Source organism: Psychroflexus sp. MBR-150 (assembly GCF_053628795.1).
The window spans coordinates 1-19,906 of sequence record NZ_JBRJHB010000025.1; the positions used below are offsets into that span (position 1 = coordinate 1).

15 protein-coding genes and 1 tRNA gene are annotated in these 19,906 nt (G+C 33.7%); 4 read left to right on the forward strand and 12 right to left on the reverse strand.

Features of this window, described 5'->3' with window-relative positions:
* Positions 1-73: 73 nt before the first annotated feature.
* The 8 genes from ACSSV5_RS11110 to ACSSV5_RS11145 form a co-directional block, all read right to left on the reverse strand.
* On the reverse strand, positions 74-2,644 hold the full coding sequence (locus ACSSV5_RS11110; protein ID WP_454245920.1) for a T9SS type B sorting domain-containing protein: 2,571 nt from the start codon (positions 2,642-2,644) through the stop codon (positions 74-76).
* 31 nt (positions 2,645-2,675) lie between these two features.
* Positions 2,676-3,494, reverse strand: a complete 819-nt coding sequence (locus ACSSV5_RS11115) for an ABC transporter permease (RefSeq protein WP_454245921.1) — start codon at positions 3,492-3,494, stop codon at positions 2,676-2,678.
* A 6-nt stretch (positions 3,495-3,500) separates the two neighbouring features.
* Entirely contained in the window at positions 3,501-4,397 is an 897-nt protein-coding gene (locus ACSSV5_RS11120; protein WP_454245922.1) for an ABC transporter ATP-binding protein, read from the reverse strand.
* Between the two features lie 177 nt (positions 4,398-4,574).
* Positions 4,575-4,648: transfer RNA gene (locus tag ACSSV5_RS11125), tRNA-Arg, on the reverse strand.
* 70 nt (positions 4,649-4,718) lie between these two features.
* The gene (locus ACSSV5_RS11130; RefSeq protein WP_211066766.1) at positions 4,719-5,489 is read right to left on the reverse strand and encodes an ABC transporter ATP-binding protein; all 771 of its coding nucleotides are present in this window, start codon (positions 5,487-5,489) and stop codon (positions 4,719-4,721) included.
* A 2-nt stretch (positions 5,490-5,491) separates the two neighbouring features.
* Positions 5,492-6,517, reverse strand: coding sequence for an iron chelate uptake ABC transporter family permease subunit (locus tag ACSSV5_RS11135; RefSeq protein ID WP_454245923.1), 1,026 nt, complete (start codon positions 6,515-6,517; stop codon positions 5,492-5,494).
* Positions 6,514-7,653, reverse strand: a complete 1,140-nt coding sequence (locus ACSSV5_RS11140) for an ABC transporter substrate-binding protein (protein WP_454245924.1) — start codon at positions 7,651-7,653, stop codon at positions 6,514-6,516. The genes ACSSV5_RS11135 and ACSSV5_RS11140 overlap by 4 nt, the downstream gene beginning before the upstream one ends.
* A gap of 176 nt (positions 7,654-7,829) precedes the next feature.
* Positions 7,830-10,034, reverse strand: coding sequence for a bifunctional alpha,alpha-trehalose-phosphate synthase (UDP-forming)/trehalose-phosphatase (locus tag ACSSV5_RS11145; protein ID WP_454245925.1), 2,205 nt, complete (start codon positions 10,032-10,034; stop codon positions 7,830-7,832).
* 83 nt (positions 10,035-10,117) lie between these two features.
* On the opposite strand from ACSSV5_RS11145, the gene ACSSV5_RS11150 reads away from it, so the two are divergent.
* The 4 genes from ACSSV5_RS11150 (at position 10,118) to ACSSV5_RS11165 (ending at position 16,026) form a co-directional block, all read left to right on the forward strand.
* Positions 10,118-11,893, forward strand: a complete 1,776-nt coding sequence (locus tag ACSSV5_RS11150; RefSeq protein WP_454245926.1) for a glycoside hydrolase family 15 protein — start codon at positions 10,118-10,120, stop codon at positions 11,891-11,893.
* Between the two features lie 160 nt (positions 11,894-12,053).
* The gene (locus tag ACSSV5_RS11155; RefSeq protein ID WP_454245927.1) at positions 12,054-14,270 is read left to right on the forward strand and encodes a RelA/SpoT family protein; all 2,217 of its coding nucleotides are present in this window, start codon (positions 12,054-12,056) and stop codon (positions 14,268-14,270) included.
* A gap of 17 nt (positions 14,271-14,287) precedes the next feature.
* The gene (locus ACSSV5_RS11160; protein ID WP_211066772.1) at positions 14,288-14,755 is read left to right on the forward strand and encodes a Fur family transcriptional regulator; all 468 of its coding nucleotides are present in this window, start codon (positions 14,288-14,290) and stop codon (positions 14,753-14,755) included.
* The gene (locus tag ACSSV5_RS11165) at positions 14,755-16,026 is read left to right on the forward strand and encodes an adenylosuccinate synthase (protein ID WP_454245928.1); all 1,272 of its coding nucleotides are present in this window, start codon (positions 14,755-14,757) and stop codon (positions 16,024-16,026) included. The genes ACSSV5_RS11160 and ACSSV5_RS11165 overlap by 1 nt, the downstream gene beginning before the upstream one ends.
* A gap of 4 nt (positions 16,027-16,030) precedes the next feature.
* On the opposite strand, the gene ACSSV5_RS11170 is transcribed toward ACSSV5_RS11165, so the two are convergent.
* From ACSSV5_RS11170 to ACSSV5_RS11185, 4 genes are read right to left on the reverse strand one after another with little or no spacing between them, the layout of a single operon-like run.
* Positions 16,031-17,614 carry an ArnT family glycosyltransferase gene (locus ACSSV5_RS11170; RefSeq protein WP_454245929.1) on the reverse strand — a complete coding sequence of 528 codons (1,584 nt, stop codon included), beginning with the start codon at positions 17,612-17,614 and terminating at the stop codon, positions 16,031-16,033.
* Complete coding sequence (locus tag ACSSV5_RS11175; protein ID WP_454245930.1) at positions 17,601-18,224, reverse strand: lipid-A-disaccharide synthase N-terminal domain-containing protein; 624 nt, start codon at positions 18,222-18,224, stop codon at positions 17,601-17,603. Before ACSSV5_RS11175 ends, ACSSV5_RS11170 begins: the two co-directional genes overlap by 14 nt.
* Complete coding sequence (locus tag ACSSV5_RS11180) at positions 18,224-18,946, reverse strand: glycosyltransferase family 2 protein (RefSeq protein ID WP_211066778.1); 723 nt, start codon at positions 18,944-18,946, stop codon at positions 18,224-18,226. The genes ACSSV5_RS11175 and ACSSV5_RS11180 overlap by 1 nt, the downstream gene beginning before the upstream one ends.
* 4 nt (positions 18,947-18,950) lie before the next feature.
* On the reverse strand, positions 18,951-19,898 hold the full coding sequence (locus tag ACSSV5_RS11185; RefSeq protein WP_454245931.1) for an NAD-dependent epimerase/dehydratase family protein: 948 nt from the start codon (positions 19,896-19,898) through the stop codon (positions 18,951-18,953).
* Positions 19,899-19,906: the final 8 nt, after the last annotated feature.

Genomic DNA, 19,906 nt, shown 5'->3' on the forward strand with positions numbered 1-19,906 from the left:
GATCAATGAAAAACCAATTGAAAAATATAAAAATGCAGCCTAAAAAATCAACTAAGAATCAACTGATAATGGTCTAAACAAATCGAGGTATTTTAAACATATCGTGAATACCTGGTAAAACATTTTCAAAAACATTACTCTCTTGGTATGGTCCATCAGGATTGTCTAAGGCATATTCATAATCTCCAAGGCTATTAGAAACCAAAACTTCAACGGTATTGTTGTCTCTATTAAACTCTTCTATTTCTAAGCTATAAGTCGCCAAGCCAGAAGAAATAACTTCAATAGTTCTAAAATTTGTGCAACCTGTTTCAATGGCAGTTATTTCTAATTCGTAAACTCCAGCTTCATTCACTGCAATTTCAGACGTGGTTTCATTTGTTGATGTCCATAAATATTCAAAGTCATTAAGTTGATTAGCAGAAATTCCAGAGGTTAAAATAATAGGATTTGGAAAGTCTTCTACACAATAAACCAAAATTTCATCTTCAGCAACCTGAGGTAAAGCAACAACTTCTAAGCTTAGAATACCTAAATCTTTACAAGGTGTTCCGTTTTCTATACTAAAAAACACATCTTGCTGAAAAGGATTTTCAATTGTAAAATTTGAAGGATTATTGATGGGGTTAATTTCATTTAAGGCATCATTTTCTGTCATATAAAATGCATCAGCAACTAAATTTTCTTGAGTTTCAATAGATGTTAAATCAAAAGTTTGAATACCATTTTGGCTATCATCACACTGCTTTAACGTGAAATTTTCAGTAGTAAAATCTTGAATATCCAAAGTCAATTCTGTAACAGTAGAACATCCCGAAATAATATTCTCAACTCTAACACCGAGTATTTGAGGCGTTTCTGTATTCGTATAATTCTCAGGGGTTTGAATCGGGTTAATATTGTTTTGAGCATCGCTAACAGATTCATAATAAGTAAATTCAAAATCACTCAAGGCAGATTGATTAGTGATGAATTGAAGATTAGCTTGAGTCAAGTCAAATTCAGCAGAATTGGTGTGTAAATTTTGTGCACATTCGGTTAGTTGAGCAAAATTTGTTTCTGGAAAAGGAAAATATGTAACATTAGCTACTCCAATTCTACCGCAAGTTCCATCATTCAAATCCACATCCAAAGTGTAGGTTTCTTGAAATGGCAAGTCAACATTTGGAGGTTGGGAAATATTTAAAGTTGGAGTTGTTTCTCCAGTAATAATTTCACCATTTAACTTCCATAAATAAACAGCATTAGGGATATCATCATAACTTAATGTAAAACTTTCACCATCACACAAGTCTAATTGTTGAGTATTGGTACCAACAATATCAATTTTAGATGAAAGCAAAGATTGGATAAAAGGTGGTAATCCAAAATTAGTTTGATTGCCTAAGCTAATGGCACCGTTTGCAAAACTCTCGGTGTAATCAGCTTGATTTCCAGCTAATTCAGGATTGTTAATCACAGACAAAAAGCTTTGCCCAACCATACTTCTATATATTTTTCCATTAGGTGCCAATTGAATAGCACCAGCAGCATTACCAGAAACGCCATTAAAAGTAAAGAGAGAGTTGGGAATATCTAAAGCTTCTAAATCCCATTGCAAAAGAGTTGGAGCATTAAATTGAGTTACAGAAGCATAGGCTTTTGTCCCTTCTGGAGAAAATTCAACACTGTATGCATTCACATTGTTAACCAATTCCAAAGGATTTGAAACCACACCAGTAGTGGAATCAAAATCAAATAAATACACATTTCCTGTTCCTTGGTCAACTTCATTTACAGGGTCAAAATCCATAGTTTGATTGGCTGTGATAAGTTTATCTCCATTGGGTGAAGCTTTTAAATAACCTATTGCCGCTCGTCGGTAACTGTCCGTAGATACAAAAGGTCCAACTTGAGAAGTTACAGGTGTTTCGTTTAATCCATTTTCGTCTATAAAAAATGCATAAAACGTATCTTTAAAATGGGTTATGACCCAAATAGAATTACAATTTTCTCCACGAACCGCAGTAATTTTTTCTGAACATTTATATTTGACATCTTCAGAATTGTTAGGGTCATAGGTGACGAGTTCAATATTTTTTTGATTAGGAACAACATTTCCTAAACCGCCATTTAGCGACATATCAACAACTGAATAAGCAAAGCCATTATTAAATCCATCATCAGCTTGTGGAACAGATTGGTTGGTGTCAGTATAAGTTGTTCGTGGTGAACCATCAGGGTTTGCTGGTCCTTGATTGGGATATGCAAAGGCATTTTCGTGATGAGGTTCATCAACAGTAAACACAAAATACAAATCTTCGTTGGTTGGATGTGGCACAATCAAACCACTTGATGTACTTGATGGATCACCATTTAACCCAGTTCCGCCAAAATAATTAGCATTAGACATAATTTGATGATTGGCATTCCAAATGGTTTGTCCATCGGTGTAAAATAACAAATCGCCATTAGCTTTTGAAATAGACGAACAACCTTCATTGGTACTCAACGCACCATCGTTTAAAACCGTTGGTGGTGAAGTATTAAAACTTAGGCCAGCATTATTACCAAAATACCAGTTATTAGCTTCACCCTGAGAAAAAGCTAAAATTGGGGAAAGTATAAATAGAAATAATAAAAAATATCTTTGCTTTTTTTTCATAATCATAGACTAGCAAAGATATAAGATTTATTTACAAATCTCTTTTCTTCAGCAATCTATACGAACCAAAAACGCATAAAAATGTCCAAGCTAAAACCGTGATTACACTAACAATACTCACACTATAATCTTGCATAATTTCAGTATTCAGTTGCTTAGCTGCAGAATTGATAATATCTAATTTTGTAATCGGTTCAGGAATAAGATTCCACATGGCGTTCAATGGTGTATAATCGCTAATAAAATCAAAGCTTGTTTTGCTTACAATCGCACTAAATATGCCTTCAAAAATCCATAATACAAATAAAAAACCTAAAGCAAAGGCCGAACGCTTGATAAGCAAACCTAGAAATAAACACAAAGAGAAAAATCCAAGTAATTTGACAAAATAACCTCCAATATATTCTAAACCCGAAAAGATAATTTGAAACTCATCATAATCTGAAAATATCAAACCTAAAACTAAAGTTACGATGAATAAAAGCACAGTTGAGCACAAGGCATACAAAACGGATACATAAAACTTAGATAAAATAAATTCTTTTTTACTTAATCCGTCTATCAAGTTTTGTTTGAGCGTTCTGTTGGTATATTCACTAGACATCATAGAAACGATCACAATGGCTAATATAATTTTGAGAAAAGCCACAAAAAAACTCATAAAATGCCAAGTGTAAGGAAAATTATAAATGCCTTGATCTGCCAATCTAAAATTAATCGATCCAAAGCGGAATTTAATGGTTGATAATAATGCCGCTGAAAGAAACAAACTAAAATAAAGAATAGTCATAATTTTAGCTGAACGGCTATGTCTGAGTTTAAAAAGCTCTATATTGATAAGTCGTAGCATAAGATTTTAATTTGTAAGTTTTAAAAATTGTTCTTCAAGACTTTCTTTGCGTTTGACGAGATGTGTCAGCACAAATCCTTTTTCAAAACACAATTTATTGAACTCGCCCGCTGAAAAATCTTTATTCAAAAATATCCTGATTTGGTTGTGTTCTATTTTATCAAATTTATCAATAAAATCAAGACTTTCTAAGAATTTTGCAAACTCGCCGAGTGTTTCAACAGAAGTTTCAATATAGCCAAAAGACGCATTCATCTCGTCAACTCGACCGGCGTATAGTTTTTTGCCTTGTCTTATAACAACAACGTGGGTGCAAATTTTTTCAACTTCGTCTAAAAGATGTGAAGCTAAAAGAATTGTTGTGCCGTCTCCAGCAATTTTTTTGATAATTTCTCTGATTTGATGAATCCCTTTTGGGTCAAGACCATTGGTCGGTTCATCAAGAATTAATATTTCAGGATTGTTGAGCAAGGCCGAAGCAATGGCGAGACGTTGTTTCATACCCAAAGAGTAGGTTCTAAAATGGTCGTGTTTCCTGTCGAGAAGATCAACCGTTTGTAACACATTTTCGATATTGCTTTCTTCTATTTCTTTAATTTTACACACCAATTTCAAGTTGTCTAAAGCCGACATATTGGGATAAAAGTTGGGGCTTTCAATAATGGCACCTACTTTTTTTAAAGCCTCGTGCGTATCCATTGTGTCTGAAAACCACTCAAACGATCCTGAAGTAACATTGATCACGTTGAGCACCATTCCAAGTGTAGTTGATTTTCCACTTCCATTAGGGCCGAGAATACCGTAAACATTTCCTTTTTCGATGGTAAAGCTTAAATCGGAAACCGCAGTGGATTTGCCAAATCTTTTCGTGAGGTTTTTGAGATCGAGTATTGTTTCTGGCATAGTTTGGTTTTAGTTATAGTTATACGACGGGTTTACAAAGGATTTGTTACAGTAATGTTTTAGAAATAGTAAAGATTGCGTTGTATGCACTCGTTGTAAACGAGAGATATTTATGGGCTTATGCTGAAATCACAAACAAAAAAGCCCTTAAAAATCAAAGGCTTAACATTAAAAAAGTGACCTCGGCAGGATTCAAACCTGCAACCTTCTGAGCCGTAATCAGATGCGCTATTCAGTTGCGCCACGAGGCCTTTTGAGTTGGTTCTAAATTCGGTTTGCAAATATATTTTATTTATAGCTTTCCACAAAATTTAGGCAAATTTAAATCGAATTCATTTTAAATAGTTTTGCATCTTCATCAAATCTAATTAAATCTCGTGGAAATAATTGATGAAGTAACCCACTGTCAATCAAAGATTGGGGAGAATCTTGAACCACTTTTTTATCTTTAATTAAAACAATCGAGTCACAAAGTTGTAAAGCCAAATTTATTTCATGTGTTGCAAAAACTACAGACTTTTGATGGTCTTGACTTATTGTTTTAAGCAAATTCAATATCAAAGCTTTATGATACATATCAAGATGTGACGTTGGTTCATCGAGAATAATTAGCGGAGTGTTTTGAGCTATCGCTCTTGCTATCAAAGCCTTTTGGAGTTGCCCATCACTTAAAGACATGCATGATCTATCTTTTATAGCGTATAAACCAACTTGTTTTAATGATTTTATGATGTGGCTCTTGTCTTCAATTTTATGCAAGCCTAACCAATTGGTGTAAGGCTGTCTTCCTAATGCCACAAAGTCTAAAACACTTAAATGTTGTGGTAAAGGTTCTTTAGTCAAAACAACACTGATTTGTTTGGCTATTTCATTGTTACTAAGATTATTAAAATCTTTTCCATTGAGCAATATTTTTCCTTCACAAATAGGTAGAAGCTTAGACAAGCTTTTGATCAATGTTGATTTGCCAGACCCATTTACACCAATTACAGCAGTTAAATTTGAATCTTTAATCTCAATATTAATAGATTGTGCCACTTCTAATTTTGGTTTCTGGTAGCCTATGCTAATATTTTGAGTTTCTAATCGCATAACTAAAAATTAAGTTGTCTGGAACGCATAATTAACCAAATCACAATAGGTGCACCAAACAAAGATGTAACAGCATTGATAGGTATTGTGTTGTCTAAGCCTGGCAACTGAGAAATACTATCACATATCAGCATAACCATGGCTCCACCAATTGAAACAGCTGGTAGCATTATAAGGTGTTTATTTGTCTTAAAAACAAGTCTAATTAAATGAGGTATAGCTAAACCCACAAAAGCAATTGGACCTGCAAATGCAGTGATGCTACCTGTTAAAAGACAAGTGGTTATTACAGTTGCATAACGCAAGCTTCTAATATTGACGCCTAAGCTTTTAGCATAAGACTCACCGATCAACAACGCATCTAAAGGCTTGACTAAAAACAAACAAAGCAATAAGCCTATCAACCAAAAAACACTCAAAATACTGACTTCTACCCAAGACAAATCGCCAAGACTTCCCAATGACCAAAACACAAATTGTTGTAACTCATCAGATGTGCTAAAATAGGATAATACATTCACCACAGCTCCTGTTAGACTAGCAAACATTAAACCTATAATCAAAAGTGCCATGCTGTCTTTAATTTTTGCAGAAGTTAGTAAAATGGCTATCATCACCAATACGCTTCCCAGACTTGATGCTAAAATAAGTGCAGTTTTACTGAACCAAACAGACCCACTAAATCCTATGCCAAATAAACCGCTACCCATTATGAGCAAAGCCACACCAAGTCCTGCTCCACTACTTAAACCTAAAACATATGGACCAGCAAGTGGATTTCTAAAAAATGTCTGCATGAGCAATCCGCTAATACCTAAGCCAGAACCAATAACAATAGCAGTAATAGCCTTAGGCAAACGATAATTTAAAACGATATAAGTCCAAGTTTCATTTGAACTCTGACCAGTAAAAACAGCTTTAAAAATGTCGTTTAAAGGAATAGCTACAGAGCCTAAACTGATATTTACTAAGCATAAAAATATCAGTATCAACAAAAAGCCTAAAATAATTCTAGGAATTTTTTTCACGGATTTAAAGGTTTAAAAAAATGGGTGTCATATTCAGGCAATAGTTGTGGGTGAAAAATCTTTATCAAATCTTTTAAAACCCAATCAGGTCTGTTTGGTGCAAGCTCATAATACAAAACACCACCAGTCTGTCCTTTCTGTTTGGCAAATGTATAGATATTTTGATTTTTAAAAGCTTTAAATTTTTTGTAATGCGGTTGACTATCAAGCATTTGTTTGTATGAGATGTATTGTGCTGGAGCAATCCAAAAATCTGCATTTTGAGATTGATTTAATACGCTTTCAAAAGCTAAAGATAAACTTCCACTACCTTTTGTGTCTGAATATAAATATTTGGCATTGGCATCTTTAATAATCTGAGCTTGCCAACTTTCACCAGCTGGAAGATACCATTGGTCTTTCCATAAGGCTCCAGATATTACACTTGGTTGTGTATGAACTCTTTGAGCGAGAGTTTTGGCATTGTTGTATTCTCGTTTTATCTCTTTAAAAATATGATTCGCTTTTTCGTATTTATCAAAAAGTAATCCAAAAAACTTAATCCATTCGGCTTTGCCTAAAGGATGTTGCTCTACCCAATCGGCATTGTATAAAACGGGAATACCAAATTTTTTAAGGCTAGACAAGGTCTTGTTTTCACCTTTCACAGCAAAACTTACAATGGCTTCGGGTTTTAGATTTATTAGTAATTCGGTGTTCAAACTTTGATTTTGACCTACATCTTTAATTTTGCCTTTGTCGATCAATTGACGTGCAGATGCTGAAGATACATAATCGGTGTCAGCAAAACCAACTAAACTATTTAACACCCCTAAATTCTCTAAAGAAGGAATGTGAGTTGTTGATGTAACAACCAAACTTTTTATTGGAATTTCTAATAATACATCATAATCAATATTTTCAGGACTATTATGCCCGCGTTTGTGAAGCAAGTATGTATAATCTTTAGTCGCTTCTGGCCATGCTTGAGTAACTTTTAAGATATAATAATCCTTATGACTTTCTACTTCAAATGCCTTGGCATATTCTATTTTAACTTTATCTGTGGTTTGTTCTTTTTGAACTTGAGTTGTTTCTTTTTTGTTATGGCAAGACATTATTGTTAAGGCAATCAGAATATTTATTATTAATTTCATAACCTAATATCAATTAAATTTTAGCAAATTAAATTTTTTATTCAAATATCTAATAATGATTTGTGTTGTGAAGACAAAAGTAGAATTATTAATATTAACGTGGTTTCACATTAAACTGAAATTGTGGTGAAAGTATATGATTTATAAAGAAACCTAACAATTTGTAGTTTAAAAATTTAGACTGTCAGATTTTTCAAAAAAGACCTCACATCTTCTACTTTATTGAGATAATATTTGGCATTGGTTTTTTTTAGACCTACTTTTATGGTATGTGCTGTTTCGGGTAAATCTTCAAACATATATTCATCCGTCCAATCGTCGCCAATTGCAATAATGCTATCAAATTTTTTCTCATTCAAAATATGTAAAACCGCTTGACCTTTATTGGCTTTACTGCTTTTTATTTCCAAGACTTTATTGCCGTGCATAATGGTTAAATCAGTATTTGAAATCAAACTTGTCAAAACGGTATTGATTTCAACAACGCGTTTTTCAGCCATTTCTAAGTCAGAATTTCGATAATGCCAGGCAAGTGAAAAAGATTTTTTTTCTAAGCTTGACCGTGGTGTTCTATCGACAAAAGTTTCAAGTATAGGGATTACATCGGCCATCCAATCATTTTTAAGAATTTCTAATGCATTCCATTCATTATTATTTCTATAAAAAACGCCGTGATCTGATATCAAGCGATAATTGGTATGAGCAAACCATTTGCCTAAGGTTTCCTTATCTCGACCACTAATGATGCAGATTTCTATCTTTGGATTTTTGTCTATGCTTTCTAACAATCTAAACAATTCTTTATCAGGCTTAGCTTCTTCTGGTTTTTGAGTAAAATTTACTAAAGTTCCATCGTAATCTAAAAGCAAAAGTGTGTTTTTAGATTGTTTTACGTCTTTGATTATTTTTGATTGCTTTGATTCTGTGAGTTTGTCTGCTTTGATATATTGACTTACATTTTGTAAGGATTCTAAATCATTCATAAATTCTTCTGCCCATTTTTCAACACTGTAACGCGAAATTCGTTTTTGAAGACTAGTCATGCGTTCTCTTTGTTCTTCAATTGGCATTTCTAATGCTTTTTTTAGCGTGTCTGCTATTTCTTCAAAATTAAAAGGATTGATGAGTAAAGCTTCACTCATTTCTATAGATGCACCAGCCATTTCACTTAATACCAAAACCCCATCTTTTCGGGTTCGTGTGGCTACATATTCCTTAGCCACTAGATTCATACCATCTCGAACTGGGGTGATTAAAGCTACATCTGAAGAGGTGTAGAGATCAATCAAGTTTTCAAAAGGCATACTTCTAAAAAAATACCAAATAGGTGTCCAACTTACTGTTGAAAACTGACCATTGATCCGACCGACCAACTCATCGGTTTCTCTTTTTAATTTCTGATATTGTGGTACTTGAGATCGCGATGGCACAGCTAACATGATCAAACGAATTTTTTCTCTGTATTGCGGATATTTTTTAAGAAAATATTCAAAAGACCGTATCCGATTTGGAATTCCCTTGGTATAATCTAATCGGTCTATAGATAAGACCATTTTTGTAGATTTACTTTGACTTAAATGCTCATCAAGTCGTCTTTGAATTTCTGTTTTTTGACGTTTATTTTGTTCTTGATTGTCTAAAGCTGCTTTTTCAAATTTTTTGTAGTCAATTCCCATAGGAAACGAATCGACTTTAATGATTCTATTATTATGTGTGATTTTGTTAAACTTGACTTCCTTATTAGCAATTCTTTTCACTGAACTCAAAAAGTGTCGCTCATAATCATAGGTATGAAACCCAATCAAATCTGCACCAAGCATACCTTCTAATAGTTCGCCACGCTTAGGAAAAGTTCTAAAAATTTCGTAAGACGGAAACGGAATATGCAGAAAAAATCCAATTGATACATCAGGTTTTTCGGCTTTAATAAGTTGTGGCAATAACAACAATTGGTAATCATGTATCCAAACTTTATCGCCATCTTCAATTTGATTTAAAACCACTTTGGCAAATTTTTCATTGACGCGTTTATAACTTTCCCAAGCATGTTTGTCGTATTCGGTGTATTCTAAAAAGTAATGAAACAAAGGCCACAAGGTGCGATTGCTAAATCCATAATAATAGTTTTGGATATCATCTTCGGTAAGATTAACACCAACACATTGCTCTTTTTTAACAGCTATATCAACCTGTTTCTGTATGTTTTCATCTATTGCTTCATCGGTTAGACCAGTCCAACCAACCCATACGCCGTTGCTATCGCGATGAACTGATTTCATTCCTGTTGCTAATCCACCAACGCTTGGGATGACTTTTATACTACTATCGGTGAGTTTAACTTGAAGTGGCAAGCGATTTGAAACAATTATTGTTTTATTCATGGGAACACTTTGTTTTATCGATAAATTTTCTATTAATTTAGCAAAACAATTTTATATAGCTCACAAAATCTAATTATTTTTTTATGAACAATCTTGATTATGGCATTATAGGCAATTGTCGCTCAGCTGCTTTGATTTCAAAAACTGCATCAGTAGATTGGTGTTGTTTACCTGAATTTGACTCTGCTTCAGTTTTCGCAAAACTTCTCGACAAAGACAAAGGTGGACATTTTGGATTTTTAAATTCCGATGAATATGAAATTAATCAGTATTACATCAAGAATACCTGTGTGCTAAAAACACAATTTAAAAATGACGATGCTGGGTTTGAAGTTTTAGATTTTTTGCCACGATACCAAAAGGCTAATCAGGAATATCATGCACCGCCAGAATTTATAAGGTATATAAGAATTTTGTACGGTCAACCCAAGGTTGTAATAGATTATCAACCCCGATTAGAATATGCCAAAGGCGAAACCTTGATTTTTGATAAAAAAGATTTTATTGTGGGACTGATCAAAGATGAAGAGCATTTTGACTCGTTGTTTTTATACACAAATTTAGACCACAAAAAAATCATCAATGCTGAGCCAATCATACTAACGGATAATGTCTTTTGTGTATTGAGTTATAACGAAAAAATTGATCTTCCTAACCTTGACAGTGTAACTTTAGAATATGAAAAAACTAAAGTGTATTGGTTAGATTGGTGTCAAAAAACCCTGCATTTTAATCATTTTAAAAATGAAGTTTTAAGAAGTGCCTTAACGCTAAAATTATTGAGCTACGACAAAAGTGGTGCCATTTTAGCAGCAGCCACCACGTCGCTTCCTGAGACCATCGGTGAAGTGCGAAATTGGGATTACAGGTTTTGTTGGATAAGAGATGCGTCTATGGTTGTGAAGGTGATATCTCAATTAGGTCATCAGCGTATGGCAAAACGCTATTTACAGTTTGTGATAGATTTGATTCCTGATAAAAATGAAAAACTTCAAATTATGTATGGTATCAACAAAGAAAAAAAACTGACCGAACATATTTTAGATCACTTATCTGGTTACGAAAATTCAAAACCCGTTAGAACTGGAAATGCCGCTTACCAACAAAAGCAAAATGATATTTATGGTATTTTGATGGATGTGATTTATCAAGAGCTGCTTAAATTCAATTGTGATGTAGAAAACAAAGAAGAACTCTGGGCAATTACAAAAGGTATAGCTTGGGTTGTTAAACAACACTGGAAAGAACCCGATAAAGGTATTTGGGAATTTAGACAAGGCGATAGACATTTTACATTTTCAAAAGTCTTGTGCTGGGTTGCCATTGATAGAGCTATAAAAGTATCAAAAATGCTCGGTAAAAATTCAAAACTTTACCAATGGGAAAAATTAGAACAAGACATTAAAGCCGATATTCTTAAACAATCATGGAATGAAAACGCTCAAGCCTTTACCCAATCTTATGATTCAGAAGATTTAGATGCTTCGGTTTTGCTTATGGAAACTTATGGATTTATCGATGCTAAACACCCTAAGTTTATTAAAACTGTGGAAGCCATCGGTCAAAAATTAACCTATGATGGTCTGCTTTATCGCTATAAAAACAAAGATGATTTTGGTATTCCCAAATCCTCTTTCACGATTTGCACTTTTTGGTATATCAATAGTTTAAATAAAATTGGCAAAACTCAAGAAGCTTTAAAACAATTTAAAACTTTACTCAGCTACTCCAATCATCTCGGCTTATTTAGTGAAGATATTGATTTCAAAACCAAGCGTTTGCTCGGTAATTTTCCACAAGCTTATTCTCACTTGGCATTGATTGAAACGGCGATGAATTTTGAGAAAGTTTTGAATTAAGAATATTTAAGCCACGAATGCACGAATGGCTATAATATTATTCTTTTTCTGATTTCTCTTGAAGCATTTTTAATTTTTACTCAAAACTTATTTAATCAATAAAGTCATAAAAAAACCTTGAAATGATTGACATATAACTAAAATTTTCTAATTTAGTTTTATGCTAACAGAAGAATACATCGACAAAGAAAATAAAGAAATTGCCAAGCAATACAAAAAGCTTTTGCGTATCAGCTATCGATCGTTGAGCAAAAACGATAAAACCCAAATCAGAAAAGCTTTTGAAATTGCCTTAGAAGCTCACAAAGATCAGCGTAGAAAGTCTGGTGAAGCTTATATTTTTCACCCTATAGCCGTAGCACAAATCGTAGCTTCTGAAATTGGATTAGATGCCACTTCAATCATCGCTGCTCTCCTTCACGACGTGGTTGAAGATACCGAATATTCTCTTGCAGATATCGAACAACTCTTTGGTGAAACTGTAGCAAAAATCGTGGACGGTCTCACAAAAATTTCAAGCCTAAAAAAAGATGGAGACATTTCACTCCAAGCTGAGAATTTTAGAAAAATGTTGCTCACTTTAAATGACGACATCCGCGTCATTATCATAAAAATTGCTGACCGTTTACACAACATGCAAACGATGGATGCTATGCGACCCGATAAACAAGTCAAAATTGCCTCTGAAACTTTATATATTTATGCACCACTCGCCCACCGAATCGGGCTTTATAACATTAAAACAGAGCTTGAAGATTTAAGTTTAAAATACACTGAACCTGAAGTTTATCAAGATATTGCTAACAAAATAAAAGAAAGTAAAGAAGAACAAGACCAATATATTAGAGACTTTAGCAATATCATTTCTGAAGCTTTAGACAAAGAAGGATTGAACTACGAAATCAAAGGGCGACCCAAGTCTATCTATTCTATCCGCAAAAAAATAGTGGCTCAAAACATCGACTTTGATGAAGTCTATGACAAGTTTGCCATAAGAATTATTTACAAATCTGACTTGGCTAACGAAAAGTTTTTGGCGTGGAAAATTTATTCTATCGTTACCGACTTCTTTAGACCCAATCCTACCCGATTGCGGGATTGGATTTCTTCACCTAAGTCAACGGGATACGAAGCTTTGCACATCACCGTCATGGGACCAAAAGGTCAATGGGTTGAAGTGCAAATCCGCAGTGAACGCATGAACGAAATTGCCGAAAAAGGATATGCCGCTCATTATAAATACAAACATGGTGATAAAAATATAGACCACGGTTTAGACCAATGGTTGTCAAGACTACAAGAGGCTTTAGAAAACAACACAACCAACGCTGTTGATTTTGTTGAACATTTTAAACTCAACCTATATGCCAAAGAAATTTTTGTATTTACACCGCAAGGTGATTTAAAATCCTTGCCTAAAGGTGCAACAGCTTTAGATTTTGCATTTCACATTCATACCGATGTTGGCTTGACAACTCGTGGCACGAAAGTCAATGGCAAACTTACCCCTTTAAGCCATGAGCTAAAAAGTGGAGACCAAGTTGAAGTCATTACTTCTCCAAATGCCAAACCTACGGCCAACTGGCTTGATTTTGTAACCACAGCACGAGCACGTTCTAAAATCAAAACAGCCTTAAAAGAAACCAAAAAACAAATTGCTGAAGAAGGCAAAGAAATTCTTAAACGAAAATTGCGCTCACAAAAAATTCAGCTCAACGAGAAAACCGTCAATGAACTGGTCAATCACTTTAAGCTTAAAACCAGTTTAGATTTGTTTTACCGCGTAGGCAAAGGCACTATTGATAATAAAGAACTCAAAGATTTTGCATCCCAGAAAAACAATGCTTTAGTTTCCTTTTTTAAATCAAAAATCAGACGGCAGTCTAAGCCCCAAAATAAAGAAATTAATGATGATGAAATTTCATCTAATTTTGATCAATTGGTGTTTGGCGATGACGAAGAAACCTTTGATTACACGCTTGCCAAATGTTGTAATCCTATCCCTGGCGATGATGTTTTTGGTTTTTTGACAGTAAATGACGGTATAAAAGTTCATAAAAAAGATTGCCCAAATGCCATACAACTGCAAAGCAATTACGCCTATCGCATCCTAAAAGCCAAGTGGATAGACTCAACCGAAGAAGATTTTAATGCCAAACTCAAACTGTCTGGTATTGACAATCTTGGTCTTGTCAGTCAAGTTACCGATTTAATCTCAAAAAGTTTGAATGTCAATATGAAAAATTTGAACTTTTCAAGTAAACACGGCATCTTTAATGGTGAAATAACCGTAACCATTAAAAACAAAAAAATTCTTAATCAATTGATTGACAAACTAAAAAAAATAGATGGAATTGATAAAGTAAGCCGTGAATAAAGCTTAAATTTGCAATTATGGAAAATTTGAAAAATGTAGAACAAAACAATCAGGCCATTGTAAAAAATGTATTTACCAAATATTTGGAAGAAAACAAACACCGCAAAACTCCTGAACGCTTTGCCATTTTACAAGAAATCTATGAAAATCAAAATCATTTTGATATCGAGTCGTTGTATATCACGATGAAGAATAAAAACTATCGCGTCAGTCGAGCTACACTTTATAACACTATAGACTTATTACTCGATTGTGGTTTAGTGAGAAAACACCAGTTTGGTAGCACACAAGCCCAATACGAAAAATCTTATTTTGACAAACAGCACGACCACGTCATTCTTTCAGATACTAATGAAGTTATAGAATTTTGTGACCCACGTATAGAATCCATCAAAAAAACAATAGAAGAAGTGTTTGACATCAGTATAGATAAACACACGCTATATTTTTATGGCAAACGCAATCAACCAAAGGACAATTCATAATGACAATAGACTTACTACTTGGCCTACAATGGGGCGATGAAGGCAAAGGCAAAATCGTTGATTATCTCACCAAACAATATGACATTATCGCTAGATTTCAAGGTGGTCCAAATGCAGGACATACCTTAGAATTTAACGGCATCAAACACGTGTTACACACCATTCCATCAGGGATTTTTCATCCTAAAGCTATTAATGTCGTTGGTAATGGCGTGGTGATAGATCCTGTAATTTTCAAAAAAGAACTTGAAGGTCTTGACAAATATGATGTAGATTACACCAAATCTCTACTGATTTCAAGAAAAGCACATCTCATTTTGCCAACGCATCGTTTGTTGGATGCTGCTTCAGAAACCGCTAAAGGCAAAGCCAAAATTGGTTCTACTCTAAAAGGTATTGGTCCAACTTATATGGACAAGACAGGGCGAAATGGTATTCGTGTGGGCGATTTAGAGTTTGATGACTGGCAAGACAAGTATCGCCAATTGGCTGATAAACACCAGGCTATGATAAAATTTTACAACGTTGATGTGCAATACGATTTAAATGAATTGGAAAGTGAATTTTTTGAAGCCGTAGAAAAAATTAGAACCCTTCAATTTATCGATTCTGAAGAATATTTATTTCAAGCCATCAAAAGCAACAAAAGTATTTTGGCAGAAGGAGCACAAGGTTCGTTGTTAGATATTGATTTTGGCACTTATCCTTTTGTAACCTCATCAAACACAACTGCTGCTGGAGCTTGCACAGGGCTTGGCATAGCACCAAACAGAATTCAAAAAGTGTTTGGTATTTTTAAAGCTTATACTACACGTGTAGGTAGTGGTCCGTTTCCCACGGAGTTGTTTGATAAAAACGGTAAACAAATGGCAAAAATAGGTCACGAATTTGGAGCTACTACAGGTAGAGCTCGTCGATGTGGCTGGCTTGACTTAATCGCTCTGAAATATGCTGTTGAAGTCAATGGCGTCACAGACTTAATGATGATGAAAGCCGATGTATTGAGCGGGTTTAAAAATTTAAAAGTTTGCACTGCTTATCACTATAATGGCAAAGAAATTTCACATTTACCATACAATCTGAGTGCCGAAGATTTAAAACCGATTTACAAAAATTTTAAAGGTTGGGAAGAAGATATTACTCAAGTTAAAACTTTTGATGAACTTCCACAGAACCTTAAAGATTACATCGCCTTTATTGAAGACTTTGTAGATGTCAATATTAAAATTATTTCAGTAGGTCCAGACAGAAAGGAGACTATTTTAAGGTAAAGTTTTATTTGATGGTGTAAACATAAATGATAAAACGTTTCCGTTTTCTATCGCCAGTTCGGTAATAATTTCTATCAAAAACTTGAATTCTAGCATGTTTTGCTATGTCTGGAAATTTGCTTTCAAATTGATTCACTAAATTTCCCGAAACTAATAATTGAAAATCTTTTTCAGGTAATTGATTTGGATCTATCTTTATTGTATTCTCACCAAATTCCCATATTATTTCAGGTTCTAAGTATTCATAGTAGAATTTAGGTAAATCGGCATTTTGAAGTTTACTGGCTTCTAAGGGATTGTAATTGTCATTTTGTTTAAATAAAAACACACCGCTTTGTCCGATTAAAGTAATCATTAAAATTAAAAATATATTAGCCCAAAACAGTTTTTCGAATTGTTTTCGTTTTAAATTATAAAAAATAAAGTAAGCAATACTCAAGCTCGTTAAACTCAAAATGATATAAAGTGACCAAAAAGAAGAAGTATGAGTTTTAATAATCAAAGGTAAAGCCAAAATTGCAATACAAACAATTCCTAAAATTGAATAATGAGAATAATGAACAATTTTAGAAATAATGTTTTTCTTATTATTAAATAAATATTGCAACACCATTGCTGTATTAAGTGCAAGCGGAATCAAAACTGGAACGAGATACCGAGGTTTCTTTTCAGGCACAACAGACAATAAAATTATAGCAATCACAGTCCACAAAAAAGAAAACTTATAAATCGTTTTGTGTTTTAATTTTGATTTAAAATATGGATATGCCAAACTTACCAAAGCTGGAATCGTCCAAATACCTGATTGAATAAAAAAGCTCCAATAATAATAAAATGGACGTGTGTGATAATCTGTCCAATTTTGGGTTTCAGTTTCTGCTATATCTTTTAAAGTTTGTGGATCGGCAAATCGCACATAGAGATACCAGCTTCCACCAATTGCAACACCTAAGATTAAAAAGCTTAAAACTTTATACCAATGAGATTTAAACTTAACTTTAAAACTGAAATAATATGCTAAAATCATCGGCAGAAACAGAGTATATGGTCCAATTGGGCCTTTTGACAAAATAGATAAACCAAAGAAAATAGCTCCTAATAATACATTTTGCCATTTTATCATTGGATGATTATTCAGTAAATAATAAAACCCTATAAGCATTGTGGCATGTGTATAAATATCTGAAGGAGCTTCAAATCTAATAACGATAATATAGAACGAAGTTGCTAAGATAAGTGCCGCATAAAAAGCCAATCTTTTAGAACTCCAAATATGAATCAACTTATAAAAATAAACGATACCTAAAATAGTAATAATGCTCGTCGGAATGCGGTAAGCCCAAACATTATCAAGCCCAAACACATAAGCAAAAGGCGTTGTGAACCAAGCTGGAAAAGGTGGTTTTTCGTAGCGTGGCAAATTATTCATCGTGGTTAGAAACCAATTATTTTCAGTAATCATATCTCGAGCCACATTAAAATTGCGAGCTTCCATAATCGAGACTTGAAGTTCAGCAAGATTAAAGGCAAATAAGCCTAAACTTATCAGAATCAAAAGTAAAATAGGATACTTATCAACGATTTTCAAGTTTCAATAATTTTAAATTTCTAATATATATCACGATTCCAAAACTATGACCGACAACTAAAACTGGATCTTGCCTTAATATTCCATAAGTTAAAATCAAAATAGAACCCAACAAACTAATTACCCAAAAACCCTTGGGCAGACTTGAGATTTTTTGTTTTTCAGAATAAATCCATTGATAAATAAACCGAAAAGTAAACAAGAGTTGAGCTACAATCCCTAAGACTAATAAATAAATAGGAATATTTTCGGTATCAAATAAATTTTGAATATCCATAGTGTTGTTGTTGTAATAATATACAATGATTAACATTGGGAAAACCCATAAAAAAATCCGACTTACTTTTGGAAATTTATGCCATTGACCTTCAAGCTGAATATTTCTAATATATATAAAATAGGTTAAAGACTGACCGAGCATAATGGCAAAATCGTGCCTTAAGTAGCCATACACAAATAACAAAATAGACGCTAAAAGACTCATCTGCCAAAAAAATCTTGGGGCAACAACTTGTTTCTGTCTTTCAGAAGCTATCCACTGGTAAAAAGTGCGACTCGAAAATAAAAGTTGTGCCAAAAAACCAACACTATATATCACCCAGTCTTGCATTATGATTTTTCTTCAATTTCGTAGTTGATGTATTTTTTTTTCATCCACAGATATACAAAACAATCTAAAAGCGGACCGAGTAAGCGATTCCATAAACCAAATTTAGATTGACCTGCTAATCTAGGATAGTTTTGAATATCTACTTGTTTGACCTTGCCGTTTTGAAGCATAATCATAGCTGGCAAAAAACGATGTAAACCTTTAAACATTGGGATTCTTTTGGCATACTCAGTTTTGATAATTTTCAGAGGACAACCTGTGTCTTCCATACCATCGTGAGTGAATGTTCGCCTTATGCCATTGGCAATTTTTGAACTCATATTTTTAGTAAAGCTATCTTTTCTGCCGTGATTGCGATTGCCAGTAACCAAATCGTAGTCTCCAATATGTTCTAAGAGCAATTCAAAATCGTCAGGATCGGTTTGCAAATCGGCGTCTATATAGCCTGTTAATGAAGAATCAACATGGTCAAAACCTGCCTTAATAGCCGCACTCAAACCTTGATTTTGAGTAAAACTGATATAATCGAAACAATGAGAATTTTCACATATCGACTTTATCTTGTCTAAACTACCGTCAGTTGAGCCATCATCGACAAACAAAGCCTTAACAGGAACTGAAGCTTTTTGAAAATAATGAGAAAGCGATTCTTTTAAGCGTTCTATATTTTCTTCTTCATTGAATATAGGGACAATTATGGTGAGTTGTGTATTGTTGCTCAAACTATTATTTTATGTTATACTGAGATTTAAACCATTCTATCTGCTTTCTTATGCCTTCTTCAAAAGAAGTTTTAGGTTGGTAATTTAATAAAAGTTTTGCTTTGTCTATAATGGCTTGCGTTTCTTGCTGATCTCCAGACCTTGGTGGCAGATTTTGAATTTGGATATGTTTTTTTAAAATCTTTTCAACATTCAATACGCCTTCTTGAGTGCTGTGTTTTTCATAATGACCTAAATTGATTATTTCACCATCTAAAGCATTATAAACTTTTATGGCATTGTAAATCCCTTTGACGATATCGCCAACATAAGTATAACTTCTGAGGTGCTTAAGACTGCCTTCATAAAGAGGAAATTTAGTGTCGTTCAATGCACAGCTAATCAATTTTGTAAACAATTTATCGGGTCTTTCTCTCGGGCCATAAACGGAATATAATCTAAGCGATGAGGCTTTAAAATGTTGTTGACGACTTTCAGACAAAACCATTTGCTCAGCTGCGAGTTTAGTTATTCCATAGGTCGATATAGGCTGAGGTGCTACATTTTCTGAAACCGTAGCGTATTTGCCATAAACAGAAGACGTGCTGATATTAAAAAAGTGTTTGAGCTGTTTTTGAAGTTTAACAAATTGGATAAGATGATGAGTTGCTAATACATTATTTTCAAGATAACTTTGAAATGTAGAGTCTTTTGAAATACCAGGTTGAGCCGCAAAATGGATGATAAAATCAAAATCGTTGCTTAAATTTTGATACTGCTCAGGAAAACGTAAATCAGCGTTTATAAATTTTACACCAGCATCAGTAATTGCATTGATGTTTTTTTGCTTTAAGTCAACATCGTAATAGGTTGACAAATTGTCAAGCCCATAAACATGAAAATCTTTTGAAGCCAAAAGTTCTGCCATATGAGAGCCGATAAAGCCAGCTGCACCTGTAATTAATACTTTCATATTGCAAA

What these genes read in the sequence shown, in the direction of transcription:
- ACSSV5_RS11165 (WP_454245928.1), top strand. Translation starts at nt 14,755, where the DNA reads ATGACAATAGACTTACTACTTGGCCTACAATGGGGCGATGAAGGCAAA.
- ACSSV5_RS11160 (WP_211066772.1), top strand. Translation starts at nt 14,288, where the DNA reads ATGGAAAATTTGAAAAATGTAGAACAAAACAATCAGGCCATTGTAAAA.
- ACSSV5_RS11120 (WP_454245922.1), bottom strand. Translation starts at nt 4,397, where the DNA reads ATGCCAGAAACAATACTCGATCTCAAAAACCTCACGAAAAGATTTGGC.
- ACSSV5_RS11150 (WP_454245926.1), top strand. Translation starts at nt 10,118, where the DNA reads ATGAACAATCTTGATTATGGCATTATAGGCAATTGTCGCTCAGCTGCT.
- ACSSV5_RS11130 (WP_211066766.1), bottom strand. Translation starts at nt 5,489, where the DNA reads ATGCGATTAGAAACTCAAAATATTAGCATAGGCTACCAGAAACCAAAA.
- ACSSV5_RS11175 (WP_454245930.1), bottom strand. Translation starts at nt 18,224, where the DNA reads ATGCAAGACTGGGTGATATATAGTGTTGGTTTTTTGGCACAACTTTTA.
- ACSSV5_RS11145 (WP_454245925.1), bottom strand. Translation starts at nt 10,034, where the DNA reads ATGAATAAAACAATAATTGTTTCAAATCGCTTGCCACTTCAAGTTAAA.
- ACSSV5_RS11140 (WP_454245924.1), bottom strand. Translation starts at nt 7,653, where the DNA reads ATGAAATTAATAATAAATATTCTGATTGCCTTAACAATAATGTCTTGC.
- ACSSV5_RS11185 (WP_454245931.1), bottom strand. Translation starts at nt 19,898, where the DNA reads ATGAAAGTATTAATTACAGGTGCAGCTGGCTTTATCGGCTCTCATATG.
- ACSSV5_RS11110 (WP_454245920.1), bottom strand. Translation starts at nt 2,644, where the DNA reads ATGAAAAAAAAGCAAAGATATTTTTTATTATTTCTATTTATACTTTCC.
- ACSSV5_RS11155 (WP_454245927.1), top strand. Translation starts at nt 12,054, where the DNA reads ATGCTAACAGAAGAATACATCGACAAAGAAAATAAAGAAATTGCCAAG.
- ACSSV5_RS11115 (WP_454245921.1), bottom strand. Translation starts at nt 3,494, where the DNA reads ATGCTACGACTTATCAATATAGAGCTTTTTAAACTCAGACATAGCCGT.